We start from the raw sequence: 14,995 nt of genomic DNA, 5'->3' as shown, positions 1-14,995 counted from the left end.
AGGGCTTTGGCGTTCGACGGGGGATCAGCGCAACGGCCCGTCCGGCGCCTCATCCAGCTGCGCCAGCAGCATCGGCTCGCCCTCTCCCTCGGCGGGCAGCAGCGCCCACTGCTCCTTCGTGCCCAGCCGGCGGTAGCTCTGTTTCACCTGGCTGCCCAGCGGCAACGGCGCCTTGAAGTGCGCATCCAGGCGCACATTCTCCGCCAGACGCCGTCCGGTCAGGCTGCGCGCCAACCCCCACATGCCATGGGCAAAGGGCTTGCCGAAGCCATAGTGAGAAGCCATCAGCCGCGACAGGTGCAACGGATTGAAGTCGCCGCTCAACCCCGCATAGCGCCAGCCGACGATCTTCGGCACGCGCCATTGCACGCCGGCATGGATCGGCGCTTCCAGGGTATGCCACTGGGCACGCTCCGGCAGTGGGTCGGGCTCGGTGCCAGGCTCGAGGAAATCGCCGCGACGCAGGTAGGTGGTGATCGACTGCCAGTAGAGCATGTCGTGATGCCAGGCTTCGGTCACCACATCCACCTCCAGGCCTAGTGCACTGCGCCGGCTGGTGAGGATGCGGCAGTCGAACTGCAGTGGTTCGTGCTCGTCGAGCATGCGGTAGCGCTGGATATGGCTGCGCAGGTGGATCAGCCCGATTACCGAGAGCGGCATGCGCGAACGGCTGAGCAGGCGCAGGTGCAACGGCAGGCTGATCACCTGCGGATAGAGCAGCGGCACACCCAGCGCCGGGTCGAGGCCGAAGTGCTGGCGGTAGGCGCGCAGGTGGCGCAGGTCGAACTGCAGGGTGCGGCTGTCCATCGCCAGGTAGGGGACGCGCTCGCCCTGGCCCAGGCCACGGCGCGGCAGCAGCATGCGGCTGTAACTGCCCAGCAGGGAGGGCAACTTTCGCTTCACGAAGGTCTCCGGAAGATCTCGCGCGGCCTAGCATGGGCAATGCCGCGCGGCGCGACAAGTCGCCGAAGGTCGGGTGGCGCCGCGAGGCAGCTGCGGGTCGTCGGCGCTCGCCTTTGTCCAGGCGACGCAAGGAGGATCGCGCCGATGCGGCCATGGTGTTCATCCGGCAGGAACCTCACGCCGGGCAACCGGTCCAGAACAGATGGCAAGACCCCGCACAGCGGTCTAGCTTGAGTGTTCTGGTGCAACGCCCGCCAACTGGCGAGGCGATCACCCTGCATGGCGGAGATCGATGCCAATCGCAACTTTTCTGCGTTGGATCAGGGTACGTTGCCCACCCTTCGCCAAGTATCGGCAGCACGCTGCCGATCCAAGCCTGAGGAGAATGTCATGCCCGCCGTGGATAGCCTGAACAGCCTGCGCACCCTGGAAGTCGCCGGCAAGACCTACCACTACTACAGCCTGCCCGAAGCGGCGAAAAGCCTGGGGGACCTGGGCAAGCTGCCGATGTCCCTGAAAGTCCTGCTGGAGAACCTGCTGCGTTGGGAAGACGACAACACCGTCACCGGCGACGATCTGAAGGCGCTGGCCGGCTGGCTCAAGACCCGCAGCTCCGACCGCGAGATCCAGTACCGCCCCGCCCGCGTGCTGATGCAGGACTTCACCGGCGTGCCGGCGGTAGTCGACCTGGCCGCCATGCGCGACGCCATGGCCAGGGCCGGCGGCGATCCGCAGAAAATCAACCCGCTCTCCCCGGTCGATCTGGTCATCGACCACTCGGTGATGGTCGACAAGTTCGCCAGCCAGGCCGCCTTTGCCCAGAACGTCGAGATCGAGATGGAGCGCAACGGCGAGCGCTACGCCTTCCTGCGCTGGGGGCAGAATGCCTTCGACAACTTCCGCGTGGTACCGCCGGGCACCGGCATCTGCCACCAGGTCAACCTGGAGTACCTGGGGCGCACCGTGTGGACCAAGGACGAGGGCGGTCGCACTTACGCCTTCCCCGACACCCTGGTCGGCACCGATTCGCACACCACCATGATCAACGGCCTCGGCGTGCTCGGCTGGGGCGTGGGCGGCATCGAGGCGGAAGCGGCCATGCTCGGCCAGCCGGTGTCGATGCTGATTCCCGAGGTGATCGGCCTCAAGCTGACCGGCAAGCTGAAGGAAGGCATTACCGCCACCGACCTGGTGCTGACCGTCACCCAGATGCTGCGCAAGAAAGGCGTAGTCGGAAAATTCGTCGAGTTCTACGGTGACGGCCTCGCCGACCTGCCGCTGGCCGACCGCGCCACCATCGCCAACATGGCCCCGGAATACGGCGCTACCTGCGGCTTCTTCCCGGTGGATGAGATCACCCTGGGCTACCTGCGCCTGTCCGGCCGCCCGGATGAAGTCGTCAAGCTGGTGGAGGCCTACAGCAAGGCGCAGGGCCTGTGGCGCGAGAAAGGCCACGAACCGGTGTTCACCGACAGCCTGCAACTGGACATGGGCGACGTCGAGGCCAGCCTGGCCGGGCCCAAGCGCCCGCAGGACCGCGTCGCCCTTGGCCATGTCAGCCAGGCCTTCGACGACTTCCTCGGCCTGCAGGTCAAGCCCGCCGCCACCGAGGAAGGCCGCCTGCTCAGCGAGGGTGGCGGTGGCACCGCCGTGGGCGCGGCGGCACAGACCGGCGAGGCCGACTACCAGCACGACGGCCAGACCTATCGGCTGAAGAACGGCGCGGTGGTGATCGCCGCCATCACCTCCTGCACCAACACCTCCAACCCCAGCGTGATGATGGCCGCCGGCCTGCTGGCGAAGAAGGCGCTGGAGAAGGGCCTGCAGCGCAAGCCCTGGGTGAAGAGCTCACTGGCGCCCGGTTCCAAGGTGGTCACCGACTACTTCCGCGCCGCCGGCCTGACCCGCTATCTGGACGAACTGGGCTTCGATCTGGTGGGCTACGGTTGCACCACCTGCATCGGCAACTCCGGGCCACTGCTGGAGCCGATCGAGAAAGCCATCCAGCAGGCCGATCTGACCGTCGCCTCGGTGCTCTCGGGCAACCGCAACTTCGAAGGCCGCGTGCACCCGCTGGTGAAGACCAACTGGCTGGCTTCACCGCCATTGGTGGTCGCCTACGCACTGGCCGGCACAGTACGCACCGACCTGACCAAGGACCCGCTGGGCATGGGCAAGGACGGCAAGCCGGTCTATCTGAAGGACATCTGGCCAACCCAGCAGGAAATTGCCGAGGCCATTCAGAAAGTAGACACGGCGATGTTCCACAAGGAGTACGCCGAGGTCTTCCAGGGTGACGAGAAATGGCGTGCGATCCAGGTGCCGGCCGCCCAGACCTACACCTGGCAGGACGATTCCACCTATATCCAGCACCCGCCCTTCTTCGAGCACATCGCCGAGGCGCCGCCGAAGGTCGAGGACATCCACAAAGCTCGCATCCTGGCGGTATTGGGCGACTCGGTGACCACCGACCACATCTCCCCCGCCGGCAATATCAAGAAGGACAGCCCCGCCGGCCGCTACCTCAGCGAGCACGGCGTGGCCTACGCCGATTTCAACTCCTACGGTTCGCGGCGTGGGAACCATGAAGTGATGATGCGCGGCACCTTCGCCAACATCCGCATCAAGAACGAGATGCTCGGCGGCGAGGAAGGCGGCAACACGCTCTACGTCCCAAGCGGCGACAAGCTGGCGATCTACGACGCCGCCATGCGCTATCAGCAGGACGGCACGCCCCTGGTGATCATCGCCGGCAAGGAATACGGCACCGGTTCGTCCCGCGACTGGGCGGCCAAGGGCACCAACCTGCTGGGCGTGAAAGCGGTGATCGCCGAGAGCTTCGAGCGCATCCACCGTTCCAACCTGGTGGGCATGGGTGTACTGCCGCTGCAGTTCAAGGACGGTCAGGATCGCAAGGCCCTGAAACTGACCGGCAAGGAAGTGCTGAGCATCAGCGGGCTGTCCGGTGAGCTGAAGCCACACATGAGCCTCAAGGTCGGGGTGACGCGCGAGGACGGCAGCCAGGACAGCTTCGAGGTGCTCTGCCGCATCGACACCCAGAACGAGGTCGAGTACTTCAAGGCCGGCGGCATCCTCCACTATGTGCTGCGCAGCCTGATCTGAGCCCCAACGCGGCGGCCCGCAATGGGCCGCCCGCGACTTTCGCAGGATTCCGTGACTGATGGCACCCAGCTATCGTCCTGTGCTGCTCTGACATTTTTCCGAAACAACCATCAACTTGCCGGTCCGGCGGCCGATAGCCTGACCAAGCGATTTGCTTCTGCTGTGGAATTCTCCTCCCATGCGCAACAACCAGCCGATCACCCAGCGTGAACGCACCTTCCCCGCCGACCAGCGACTGATCTCCACCACCGACGCCCGTGGCGTGATCACCTACTCCAACGACGCCTTCACCGCCGTCAGCGGCTTCTCCCGCGAGGAACTGCTGGGCGCGCCGCACAACCTGGTGCGCCACCCGGACGTGCCGCCGGCGGTCTTCGCGCACATGTGGGGCACCCTGAAGAAGGGCCGGCCATGGATGGGCATCGTCAAGAACCGCTGCAAGAACGGCGACCACTACTGGGTCAGCGCCTATGTCACGCCGGTCTTCGAGCGCAACGAAATCGTCGGCTTCGAGTCGGTGCGGGTGAAGCCCACCGCCGAGCAGGTGCGCCGCGCCGAGGCGCTGTACGCGCGAATCAACGCCGGCAAATCGGCCATCCCCAGCCGCGACCGCTGGTTGCCCGTGCTGCTGGACTGGCTGCCGTTCATCCTGATCGGCCAGATCGCCTTCCTCATCGGCGCCTGGCTGGACTCTCACTGGGGCTTCCTGCTCGCCGCGCTGCTCTCGATTCCGCTGGGCCTCGCTGGCCTGAGCTGGCAGCAACGCGGCCTCAAGCGTCTGCTGCAGCTGGCCGAACAGACCACCTCCGATCCGCTGATCGCGCAGATGTACACCGACAGCCGTGGCGCGCAGGCGCGGCTGGAAATGTCCATCCTCAGCCAGGAAGCGCGCCTGAAAACCTGCCTGACCCGTCTGCAGGACACGGCCGAATCCCTGACCGAACAGGCCCGCGAAGCCGACACCCTGGCGCACCACAGCTCCGCCGGCCTGGATCGCCAGCGCCAGGAGACCGAACAGGTGGCCACGGCGGTCAACCAGATGGCCGCCACCACCCAGGAAGTGGCCGACAACGTACAGCGCACCGCCGACGCCACCCGCCAGGCCAACGACCTGACCAGCCAGGGTCGGCTGATCGCCGCGGAAACCCGCGAAGCCATGCAGCGCCTGTCCAGCTCGGTGGGCGAAACCGGCGAAGCGGTCAGCCAGCTCGCCCGCGACAGCAATGAAATCGGCGGCGTGGTGGATGTGATCAAGGGCATCGCCGACCAGACCAACCTGCTGGCGCTCAACGCCGCCATCGAGGCCGCCCGCGCCGGCGAAATGGGCCGGGGCTTCGCCGTGGTGGCCGACGAGGTCCGCTCCCTGGCCCAGCGCACCGCCGAATCCACCGGGCAGATCCACCAGTTGATCGCCAACCTGCAGAACACCGCCACCGAGGCTGTGCGCGCAATGGAGGCCGGCCGCCGTCAGGCCGACGAAGGCGTGGAGCGGGTACTGCGTGCCGACAACGCCCTGGTGGGCATCAGCGACGCGGTGGCCAACATCACCGAGATGACCACCCAGATCGCCGCCGCAGCCGAAGAACAGAGCGCGGTGGCTGAAGAGATCAATCGCAACATCAGTACCATCGCCGACCTGGCCGACCAGACTTCCGGCGAAGCACAGCGCACTGCGCAGCTCAGCGAGGAACTGACGCAGACCGCGCACCGCCAGTATTCGCTGGTGGAGCGGTTCAATCGCTGAAGTGCGATGACCTGAATGAAAAAGCCCGTCCTTGAGACGGGCTTTTTCATTCAGCCGGGCAAATTCCTCAGGAATTCGCCGACAGACTCCGCCGTCGCGTCCAGATGCTGCCCATGGGTCAGCCCCGAAGCCTTGAGCGGCTTGAGGTCATGGTCGGCAGCCGCCAGCCAGTGCAGCCGGATGGCCGGCGACAAGGCGTAGCCCTCAACCGTGGGTCGATCACCCAGCGCATCGCGTTCGCCCTGGACGATCAGGGCCGGCGTCGTCAATTCGGCCAGGTGCGCCACGCGCGGCTTCTCCGGCTTGCCGGCGGCGTAGAAGGGATAGCCCAGGCAGACCAGCGCATCGGCGCCCAGCTCGTCCGCCAGCAGGCTGGCCATGCGCCCGCCCATGGATTTGCCGCCGATGGCCAGCGTGCCGGGTACCTCGGCACGCACCTGCGCATAGACCGCGCGCCAGCACTCCAGCAGCTGCTTCTGCGGGTTCGGCGGACGCCGGCGACCATCTTCCCGCCGCATGGCCATATAGGGGAACTCGAAGCGCACCACCGAGATACCCCGCTGGGCCAGGCGCGCGGCAATCTCGTCCATGAACGGACTGTCCATCGGCGCTCCCGCGCCATGGGCAAGGACCAGCGTCGCCGACAGCTCTCCCACGGCCGGGTTCCGCAGCAGCGACAAAGCACCGCAGGTAGGAGCATTCCGGGTTTCTGACGGCAATTGATCGGAATCAATATTCCGCGAGGGGCCTTTATCCATCCTTCACTCCGCTAATTCCGAATTAGTACCTATCCCAAGGGGGAGGGGCGGCATACGCCGTAAGCCGTAAAAAACCTGCCGGGATGGGCATAGCCCATAACCGTGGATGGAAGCCCATAAATGAGCACAACCAATCAGACCGCTTATAACTATAAGGTGGTCCGCCAGTTCGCCATTATGACAGTGGTGTGGGGGATCGTCGGCATGGCCGTCGGTGTCCTGATCGCCGCGCAGCTGGTGTGGCCAGAACTCAACCTCGGCCTACCCTGGACGAGCTTCGGGCGCCTGCGCCCGCTGCATACCAATGCGGTGATCTTCGCCTTCGGCGGCTGCGCACTGTTCGCCACCAGCTATTACTCGGTGCAGCGTACCTGCCAGACCCGCCTGTTCTCCGACACGCTCGCTTCCTTCACCTTCTGGGGTTGGCAGCTGGTGATCCTGTGTGCCGCCATCACCCTGCCGCTGGGCCTGACTTCCTCCAAGGAATATGCCGAGCTGGAATGGCCGATCGACATCCTGATCACCATCGTCTGGGTTTCCTACGCCATCGTCTTCTTCGGCACGCTGCTGAAGCGCAAGACCAAGCACATCTATGTGGGCAACTGGTTCTTCGGCGGCTTCATCCTGACCGTGGCGATCCTGCACGTGGTCAACAACCTGGAAATCCCGGTCAGCCTGACCAAGTCCTACTCGCTATACTCGGGCGCGACCGACGCCATGATCCAGTGGTGGTACGGCCACAACGCCGTGGGCTTCTTCCTGACCGCCGGCTTCCTGGGGATGATGTACTACTTCGTACCCAAGCAGGCCGAGCGTCCGGTCTACTCCTACCGCCTGTCCATCGTGCACTTCTGGGCGCTGATCGCCGTTTACATCTGGGCCGGCCCGCACCACCTGCACTACACCGCGCTGCCGGACTGGGCGCAGAGCCTCGGCATGGTGATGTCCCTGATCCTGCTGGCGCCGAGCTGGGGCGGCATGATCAACGGCATGATGACCCTCTCCGGTGCCTGGCATAAGCTGCGCACCGACCCGATCCTGCGCTTCCTCGTGGTGTCCCTGGCCTTCTACGGCATGTCCACCTTCGAAGGCCCGATGATGGCCATCAAGACCGTCAACGCCCTCTCCCACTACACCGACTGGACCATCGGCCACGTACACGCCGGCGCCCTGGGCTGGGTCGCCATGGTGTCCATCGGCTCGCTCTACCACATGATCCCGAAAGTCTTCGGTCGCGAGCAGATGCACAGCGTGGGGCTGATCAATGCCCACTTCTGGCTGGCCACCATCGGCACCGTTCTCTACATCGCCTCCATGTGGGTCAACGGCATCACCCAGGGCCTGATGTGGCGTGCAGTGAACGCCGACGGCACCCTCACCTACTCCTTCGTCGAAGCCCTGGCCGCCGGCCACCCCGGCTTCATCGTGCGGATGATCGGTGGCGCGGTGTTCCTGATGGGCATGCTGGTCATGGCCTACAACACCTGGCGCACCGTAGCAGCCGCCAAGCCGGCTGAAATGCACGCCGCGGCGCAGATGGCCTGAGGAGACCGACATGAAACACGAAGTACTCGAGAAAAACGTCGGCCTGCTGGCACTGTGCATGGCGGTGGCCGTGAGCATCGGCGGCCTGACCCAGATCGTTCCGCTGTTCTTCCAGGACGTGACCAACACCCCGGTGGAAGGCATGAAGCCCTACACCGCCCTGCAACTGGAAGGCCGTGACATCTATATCCGCGAAGGCTGCGTCGGCTGCCACTCGCAGATGATCCGTCCGTTCCGCGCCGAGACCGAGCGCTACGGCCACTACTCCGTCGCCGGTGAGAGCGTCTGGGACCACCCGTTCCTGTGGGGCTCCAAGCGTACCGGTCCGGACCTGGCCCGCGTTGGCGGCCGCTACTCCGACGATTGGCACCGCGCGCACCTGTACAACCCGCGCAACGTGGTGCCGGAGTCGAAGATGCCCGCCTACCCCTGGCTGGTCGAGAACAAGCTCGATGGCAAGGACACGGCGAAGAAGCTGGAAGTGATGCGCGTCATGGGCGTGCCCTACACGGACGACGACATCGCCGGCGCCAGCGACGCCGTCAAAGGGAAGACCGAAATGGACGCTGTCGTCGCGTACCTGCAGGTCCTCGGCACCTCCATCAAGAACAAGCGGTGACAGCATTGGATATCGGGACCATTCGCGGCCTGGGCACCGTCATCGTGATGGCCGCCTTCATCGGCGTACTGCTCTGGGCCTACAGCGGCAAGCGCAAGCAGCGTTTCGACGAGGACGCCCTGCTGCCCTTCGCGGATGACCCGGTGGCCAAGCGGCACGCTGAGCAAGAGCAAGCTTCTAGGAGCAACAACGCATGACTACCTTCTGGAGTCTGTACGTCACAGTACTAACAGTCGGCTCGCTGATCGCCCTGCTGTGGCTGGTCTTCGCCACTCGCAGCGGCCAGTCCACGAACACCACCGACCAGACCATGGGCCACGCCTTCGACGGTATCGAGGAATACGACAACCCGCTGCCGAAGTGGTGGTTCATGCTGTTCGTCGGCACCATCGTGTTCGCCGCCGGCTACCTGGTGCTCTACCCGGGCCTGGGCAACTGGAAAGGCATCCTGCCGGGCTACGACGGCGGCTGGACCCAAGACAAGCAATGGGAACGCGAAGAAACCCTGGCCAAGGAAAAATATGGCCCGATCTTCGCCAAATACGCGGCGATGCCCGTGGAAGAAGTGGCCAAGGACCCGCAAGCCCTGAAAATGGGAGAGCGTCTCTTCGCCACCTACTGCTCCATCTGCCATGGCTCCGATGCCAAGGGCGCGGTCGGCTTCCCGAACCTGACCGACGCCGACTGGCGCTGGGGCGGCGACGCCAAGAGCATCGAGACCACCATCCTTGGCGGCCGTCATGCGGCCATGCCGGCCTGGGGCGATGTGCTGGGCGACAAGGGCGTGCAGGACGTGGCCGCCTTCGTCACCGCCAAACTGGACGGCCGCAAGCTGCCCGAAGGCGTGACCGAAGAACAGGTCGACAACGGCGGCAAGGTCTTCGCCACCAACTGCGTCGCCTGCCACGGGCCGGAAGGCAAGGGCAACGCGCTGATGGGCGCGCCGAACCTGACCCACCCGGGCGCGTTCATCTACGGTTCCAGCTACGCACAACTGCAGCAGACCATCCGCCACGGCCGCCAGGGCCAGATGCCGGCGCAGGAGCAATACCTGGGCAAGGACAAGGTGCACATCCTCGCCGCCTACATCTACAACATCTCCGGCCAGGCCAAGTAAATCCGCTCCACCACTCGCGCCCGTTACCGGGCGCGAGTTCCTCCCGCCTCTCGCGACGAAGTGTCGCACCCTCCCCGTCCCCTTTCTTCACACCCTCAAAGTTCGCGTCTAAGCTGGTTTCCATTCGCAAACCTGCAATATGACTAACCTGACCTGACTCAGGTTTGACCCGAGCGGCTCGGAATAACTGGCGGACAGCGGCCGAAAGCGCTCTGAAGCAAGCATCGAACCGGCCTTGGGCCTAGGCCTGGCGCGTTGCATTGCCTATCTGCTTTCTCCATACTTGCCGCCGTTTTTTTGTCCATAAATACTCAAAAACCGTGGAACCTTAGAATGAGCACAGCAATCAGTCCGACTGCTTATAACTATAAGGTCATCCGCCAGTTCGCCATCATGACGGTGGTCTGGGGGATACTTGGAATGGGGCTCGGTGTTTACATCGCCTCACAGTTGGTTTGGCCCCAACTGAACCTGGACCTCCCCTGGACCAGTTTCGGGCGCCTGCGTCCGCTGCACACCAACCTGGTGATCTTCGCCTTCGGCGGCTGTGCTCTGTTCGCCACCTCCTACTACGTTGTACAGCGCACCTGTCAGACTCGTCTGATTTCTGACAGCCTCGCGGCCTTCACCTTCTGGGGTTGGCAAGCCGTGATCGTGCTGGCCGGCATCACCCTGCCGCTGGGCTACACCTCCTCCAAGGAGTACGCCGAGCTGGAGTGGCCGATCGACATCCTGCTGGCCATCGTCTGGATCACTTACGCTGCGGTGTTCTTCGGCACCATCGTCAAGCGCAAGACCAAGCACATCTACGTGGGCAACTGGTTCTACGGTGCGTTCATCGTGGTCACCGCCATGCTGCACATCGTCAACAGCATGGAAATCCCGGTAACCGCCTTCAAGTCGTACTCGATCTACGCCGGTGCGACCGACGCGATGATCCAGTGGTGGTACGGCCACAACGCCGTGGGCTTCTTCCTGACCACCGGCTTCCTCGGCATGATGTACTACTTCGTTCCGAAGCAGGCCGAGCGTCCGATCTACTCCTATCGCCTGTCCATCGTGCACTTCTGGGCACTGATCACCCTGTACATCTGGGCCGGTCCGCACCACCTGCACTACACCGCGCTGCCGGACTGGGCGCAGTCCCTGGGCATGGCGATGTCCCTGATCCTGCTGGCTCCGAGCTGGGGTGGCATGATCAACGGCATGATGACCCTCTCCGGCGCCTGGCATAAGCTGCGCACCGACCCGATCCTGCGCTTCCTGGTGGTTTCCCTGGCCTTCTACGGCATGTCCACCTTCGAAGGCCCGATGATGGCCATCAAGACCGTCAACTCCCTGTCGCACTACACCGACTGGACCATCGGCCACGTACACGCCGGCGCTCTGGGCTGGGTAGCGATGATCTCCATCGGCTCCCTGTACCACCTGATTCCGAAGGTCTTCGGTCGTCAGCAAATGCACAGCGTGGGCCTGATCAACGCCCACTTCTGGCTGGCCACCATCGGCACCGTGCTGTACATCGCCTCCATGTGGGTCAACGGCATCACCCAGGGCCTGATGTGGCGCGCGGTCAACGCCGACGGCACCCTCACCTACTCCTTCGTGGAAGCCCTGCAGGCCAGCCACCCGGGCTTCATGGTCCGTGCGCTGGGCGGCGCCTTCTTCGCCTCCGGCATGCTGCTGATGGCCTACAACACCTTCCGTACTGTGCGCGGTTTCAAGCAGGCTGACGCCGACGCCGCTGCCCAGATCCCCGCTGTAGGAGCTCACTGATGAAGCACGAAGTAGTCGAGAAGAACATCGGCCTTCTGGCCTTCTTCATGGTCATCGCCGTGAGCATCGGCGGCCTGACCCAGATCGTTCCGCTGTTCTTCCAGGACGTGACCAACAAGCCGGTCGAAGGCATGAAGCCGCGCACCGCGCTGGAACTGGAAGGCCGTGACATCTACATCCGCGAAGGCTGCGTCGGCTGCCACTCGCAGATGGTCCGTCCGTTCCGCGCCGAGACCGAGCGCTACGGCCACTACTCCGTCGCCGGCGAAAGCGTCTGGGACCACCCGTTCCTGTGGGGCTCCAAGCGTACCGGTCCGGACCTGGCCCGCGTCGGCGGCCGCTACTCCGACGACTGGCACCGCGCTCACCTGTACAACCCGCGCAACGTAGTGCCTGAGTCGAAGATGCCGTCCTACCCGTGGCTGGTCGAGAACAAGCTCGATGGCAAGGACACGGCGAAGAAGATGGAAGCCCTGCGCACCCTGGGCGTGCCCTACACCGACGACGACATCGCCGGTGCACGTGATGCCGTCAAAGGCAAGACCGAGATGGATGCTGTCGTCGCCTACCTGCAAGGCCTCGGCACCATCATCAAGAGCAAACGGTGACGGTGATGGATATCGGGACGATTCGCGGTGTCGGCACCGTAGTAGTGATGGTCGCCTTCATTGGCGTACTGCTCTGGGCCTACAACGGCAAGCGCAAGGAGCGTTTCGACGAAGACGCCCTGCTGCCCTTCGCGGACGACCCGGTCGCCAAAAAGCACGTCGAGCAAGAGCAAGCTTCTAGGAGCAACAAAGAATGACAACCTTCTGGAGTCTGTACGTCACCGTACTTACCCTGGGCACCATCTTCGCCCTGGCGTGGCTGCTGTTCGCTACCCGCCGCGGCCAGCGCAGCGAAGCCACCGACGAGACCGTTGGCCATGCCTTCGACGGTATCGAGGAGTACGACAACCCGCTGCCGAAATGGTGGTTCATGCTGTTCGTGGCCACCTTCGTCTTCGCCCTCGCCTACCTGGCCCTGTACCCAGGCCTGGGCAACTGGAAAGGCCTGCTGCCGGGCTACCAGGACAAGAACGAGTTCGCCAACGGTCAGGCCGGCTGGACCGGTGTGCACCAGTGGGAAAAGGAAATGGCCAAGGCCGACGAGAAGTACGGCCCGCTGTACGCCAAGTTCGGCGCCATGCCGATCGAGGACGTGGCCAAGGACGAGCAGGCCCTGAAAATGGGTAACCGCCTGTTCGCTTCCAACTGCTCGGTCTGCCACGGCTCCGACGCCAAGGGCGCCCACGGCTTCCCGAACCTGACCGACGCCGACTGGCGCTGGGGCGGCGAGCCGAAGGACATCGTTGCCACCATCGAAGGCGGTCGCCACGCGGCCATGCCGGCTTGGGGCGAAGTCCTCGGCGATGCCGGCGTTCACGACGTAGCTGCCTTCGTCACCACCAAGCTGGACGGCCGCAAGGCCCCCGAAGGCGTGACTGACGAGCAGGTTGCCAACGGTCAGAAGATCTTCCAGACCAACTGCGTGGCTTGCCACGGTCCGGAAGGCAAAGGCACCGCCGCCATGGGCGCGCCTAACCTGACCCACCCGGCCGCGTTCATCTACGGCTCGAGCTTCGCCCAGCTGCAGCAGACCATCCGTTACGGCCGTCAGGGCCAGATGCCGGCTCAGCTGGAACGTCTGGGCAAGGACCAGGTCCACCTGCTCGCTGCCTACGTGTACAGCCTGTCCCATGGCGAAGGTGAGAAGAGCGCCGAATAAGCCTCCCCTCCCCTACTCCAAAAGCGACACCCCAGCGGCGCCGGTTCCTACACCGGCGCCGCTCTATTTCTGGGTCCATAATCCCTTACGCGACCAACTGTCGCACCGTTGCAACACCCACCACGCCGTATCATTGTGAGGCGTGCAAGCCTATTTCTGACCCTGCTCGGCATGTATCGACAGGGCGCCCTCCCGCTGCCGTGGAATGCACTGATGAGCAAACAGATTCCCGTCCAGGACGTCACTCCGCCCACCAAGGGCAAGGGTGAAACTGTCGACCTTTATGCCTCTCGGGAAAAAATCTACACCCGAGCCTTCACCGGATTCTTCCGAAATCTCCGAATGGCTGGAGGCGCCTTCCTCTTCCTCCTCTACTTCGGCACCGTCTGGTTGACCTGGAACGGCCGCCAGGCAGTCCTCTGGGACCTGCCCGAGCGCAAGTTCTACATCTTCGGCGCGACCTTCTGGCCGCAGGACTTCATCCTCCTCTCCGGCCTGCTGATCATTGCCGCCTTCGGCCTGTTCTTCATCACCGTATTCGCCGGCCGCGTCTGGTGCGGCTACACCTGCCCGCAGAGCGTGTGGACCTGGATCTTCATGTGGTGCGAAAAGGTCACCGAGGGTGACCGCAACCAGCGCATGAAGCTGGACAAGGCCCCCATGAGCGGCCAGAAAGTCCTGCGCAAGGTCGCCAAGCACAGCCTGTGGCTGTTGATCGGCCTGGTCACCGGCCTGACCTTCGTCGGCTACTTCGCCTCCATGCGCGAGCTGCTGCCCGACCTGGTCACCGGCCAGGCCGATGGCTGGGCCTACTTCTGGGTCGGCTTCTTCACCCTCGCCACCTACGGCAACGCCGGCTGGCTGCGCGAGCAGGTGTGCATCTACATGTGCCCCTACGCGCGCTTCCAGAGCGTGATGTTCGACAAGGACACCCTGATCGTCTCCTACGACCCGCGCCGCGGCGAAAGCCGTGGCCCGCGCAAGAAGGGCATCGACTACAAGGCCCAGGGCCTGGGTGACTGCATCGACTGCACCATGTGCGTACAGGTCTGCCCCACCGGCATCGACATCCGCGACGGCCTGCAGATCGAGTGCATCGGCTGCGCCGCGTGCATCGACGCCTGCGACAGCATCATGGACAAGATGAACTACCCGCGCGGGTTGATCAGCTACACCACCGAGCACAACCTGTCCGGGCAGAAGACCCACCTGGTGCGCCCGCGCCTGATCGGCTACGCCATCGCCCTGTGCCTGATGATCGGCCTGCTGATCACCGCCGTGATCATCCGTCCGCTGGTAGGCTTCGACGTCAGCAAGGACCGCGTGCTCTACCGCGAGAACGCCGAAGGCCGGATCGAGAACGTGTACAGCCTGAAGATCATGAACAAGGATCAGCAGGACCACACCTACGTGCTTGGCGCCAAGGGCCTCGACGGCCTGATCCTGGAAGGCAAGAAGGAAATCTCGGTGGCCGCCGGCGACATCGTCAGCATGCCGGTGGAGCTCTCCATCGATCCGGAGAAGCTGCCCTCCACCACCAACGAGATCAGCTTCACCATCCAGTCGGTGGACAACCCGTCCATCAGCAAGGAATCCTCCAGCCGCTTCATCGGCCCGCGCGTTCGTTGAACCGCAGCTGAACC

General features: G+C 64.2%; 13 protein-coding genes. 11 read left to right on the top strand and 2 right to left on the bottom strand.

From position 1 onward, the window contains the following. Positions 1-24: 24 nt before the first annotated feature. The gene (locus ACQ5BL_RS03915; RefSeq protein ID WP_243804953.1) at positions 25-903 is read right to left on the bottom strand and encodes a MaoC family dehydratase; all 879 of its coding nucleotides are present in this window, start codon (positions 901-903) and stop codon (positions 25-27) included. Positions 904-1,293: 390 nt separating this feature from the next. On the opposite strand from ACQ5BL_RS03915, the gene acnA reads away from it, so the two are divergent. Together acnA and ACQ5BL_RS03905 are read left to right on the top strand one after the other, a co-directional pair. Next, positions 1,294-4,026, top strand: a complete 2,733-nt coding sequence (gene acnA / locus ACQ5BL_RS03910; protein ID WP_243804954.1) for an aconitate hydratase AcnA — start codon at positions 1,294-1,296, stop codon at positions 4,024-4,026. A gap of 178 nt (positions 4,027-4,204) precedes the next feature. Continuing rightward, the gene (locus ACQ5BL_RS03905; RefSeq protein ID WP_243804955.1) at positions 4,205-5,770 is read left to right on the top strand and encodes a methyl-accepting chemotaxis protein; all 1,566 of its coding nucleotides are present in this window, start codon (positions 4,205-4,207) and stop codon (positions 5,768-5,770) included. A 50-nt stretch (positions 5,771-5,820) separates the two neighbouring features. On the opposite strand, the gene ACQ5BL_RS03900 is transcribed toward ACQ5BL_RS03905, so the two are convergent. Beyond that, a complete protein-coding gene (locus ACQ5BL_RS03900; RefSeq protein ID WP_243804956.1) occupies positions 5,821-6,528 on the bottom strand; it encodes an alpha/beta family hydrolase in 708 nt (235 codons plus the stop codon). A gap of 120 nt (positions 6,529-6,648) precedes the next feature. On the opposite strand from ACQ5BL_RS03900, the gene ccoN (ACQ5BL_RS03895) reads away from it, so the two are divergent. The 9 genes from ccoN (ACQ5BL_RS03895) to ccoG all read left to right on the top strand — a co-directional run bounded on the left by ccoN (ACQ5BL_RS03895) (position 6,649) and on the right by ccoG (position 14,981). After that, a complete protein-coding gene (gene ccoN / locus ACQ5BL_RS03895; RefSeq protein ID WP_207886522.1) occupies positions 6,649-8,073 on the top strand; it encodes a cytochrome-c oxidase, cbb3-type subunit I in 1,425 nt (474 codons plus the stop codon). A 10-nt stretch (positions 8,074-8,083) separates the two neighbouring features. Continuing rightward, positions 8,084-8,692 carry a cytochrome-c oxidase, cbb3-type subunit II gene (gene ccoO / locus ACQ5BL_RS03890; protein WP_207886521.1) on the top strand — a complete coding sequence of 203 codons (609 nt, stop codon included), beginning with the start codon at positions 8,084-8,086 and terminating at the stop codon, positions 8,690-8,692. Positions 8,693-8,697: 5 nt separating this feature from the next. Continuing rightward, positions 8,698-8,889, top strand: coding sequence for a cbb3-type cytochrome oxidase subunit 3 (locus tag ACQ5BL_RS03885; RefSeq protein WP_243805119.1), 192 nt, complete (start codon positions 8,698-8,700; stop codon positions 8,887-8,889). Next, positions 8,886-9,809, top strand: coding sequence for a cytochrome-c oxidase, cbb3-type subunit III (gene ccoP / locus ACQ5BL_RS03880; protein ID WP_243804957.1), 924 nt, complete (start codon positions 8,886-8,888; stop codon positions 9,807-9,809). Before ACQ5BL_RS03885 ends, ccoP (ACQ5BL_RS03880) begins: the two co-directional genes overlap by 4 nt. 333 nt (positions 9,810-10,142) lie before the next feature. After that, on the top strand, positions 10,143-11,585 hold the full coding sequence (ccoN, locus tag ACQ5BL_RS03875; protein WP_207886519.1) for a cytochrome-c oxidase, cbb3-type subunit I: 1,443 nt from the start codon (positions 10,143-10,145) through the stop codon (positions 11,583-11,585). Then, positions 11,585-12,193, top strand: coding sequence for a cytochrome-c oxidase, cbb3-type subunit II (gene ccoO, locus ACQ5BL_RS03870; protein ID WP_243804958.1), 609 nt, complete (start codon positions 11,585-11,587; stop codon positions 12,191-12,193). The genes ccoN (ACQ5BL_RS03875) and ccoO (ACQ5BL_RS03870) overlap by 1 nt, the downstream gene beginning before the upstream one ends. Before the next feature lie 5 nt (positions 12,194-12,198). After that, entirely contained in the window at positions 12,199-12,390 is a 192-nt protein-coding gene (locus ACQ5BL_RS03865) for a cbb3-type cytochrome oxidase subunit 3 (protein ID WP_207886517.1), read from the top strand. After that, a complete protein-coding gene (gene ccoP, locus ACQ5BL_RS03860) occupies positions 12,387-13,352 on the top strand; it encodes a cytochrome-c oxidase, cbb3-type subunit III (RefSeq protein ID WP_207886516.1) in 966 nt (321 codons plus the stop codon). Before ACQ5BL_RS03865 ends, ccoP (ACQ5BL_RS03860) begins: the two co-directional genes overlap by 4 nt. Before the next feature lie 213 nt (positions 13,353-13,565). Continuing rightward, entirely contained in the window at positions 13,566-14,981 is a 1,416-nt protein-coding gene (gene ccoG / locus ACQ5BL_RS03855) for a cytochrome c oxidase accessory protein CcoG (protein WP_207886515.1), read from the top strand. Positions 14,982-14,995 lie beyond the last annotated feature (14 nt).

Origin of the sequence: Pseudomonas sp. B1-22 (assembly GCF_050474425.1) — a bacterium.
Lineage (GTDB): Bacteria > Pseudomonadota > Gammaproteobacteria > Pseudomonadales > Pseudomonadaceae > Pseudomonas.
This window is presented reverse-complemented; position numbering and strand designations above follow the sequence as displayed.

Bases quoted from the DNA above. Each gene is read 5' to 3' on its own strand.
- ccoO (WP_207886521.1), top strand. From the start codon at position 8,084: ATGAAACACGAAGTACTCGAGAAAAACGTCGGCCTGCTGGCACTGTGC.
- ccoN (WP_207886522.1), top strand. From the start codon at position 6,649: ATGAGCACAACCAATCAGACCGCTTATAACTATAAGGTGGTCCGCCAG.
- ccoP (WP_243804957.1), top strand. From the start codon at position 8,886: ATGACTACCTTCTGGAGTCTGTACGTCACAGTACTAACAGTCGGCTCG.
- ccoN (WP_207886519.1), top strand. From the start codon at position 10,143: ATGAGCACAGCAATCAGTCCGACTGCTTATAACTATAAGGTCATCCGC.
- acnA (WP_243804954.1), top strand. From the start codon at position 1,294: ATGCCCGCCGTGGATAGCCTGAACAGCCTGCGCACCCTGGAAGTCGCC.
- ccoP (WP_207886516.1), top strand. From the start codon at position 12,387: ATGACAACCTTCTGGAGTCTGTACGTCACCGTACTTACCCTGGGCACC.
- ACQ5BL_RS03900 (WP_243804956.1), bottom strand. From the start codon at position 6,528: ATGGATAAAGGCCCCTCGCGGAATATTGATTCCGATCAATTGCCGTCA.
- ACQ5BL_RS03865 (WP_207886517.1), top strand. From the start codon at position 12,199: ATGGATATCGGGACGATTCGCGGTGTCGGCACCGTAGTAGTGATGGTC.
- ccoO (WP_243804958.1), top strand. From the start codon at position 11,585: ATGAAGCACGAAGTAGTCGAGAAGAACATCGGCCTTCTGGCCTTCTTC.
- ACQ5BL_RS03905 (WP_243804955.1), top strand. From the start codon at position 4,205: ATGCGCAACAACCAGCCGATCACCCAGCGTGAACGCACCTTCCCCGCC.
- ccoG (WP_207886515.1), top strand. From the start codon at position 13,566: ATGAGCAAACAGATTCCCGTCCAGGACGTCACTCCGCCCACCAAGGGC.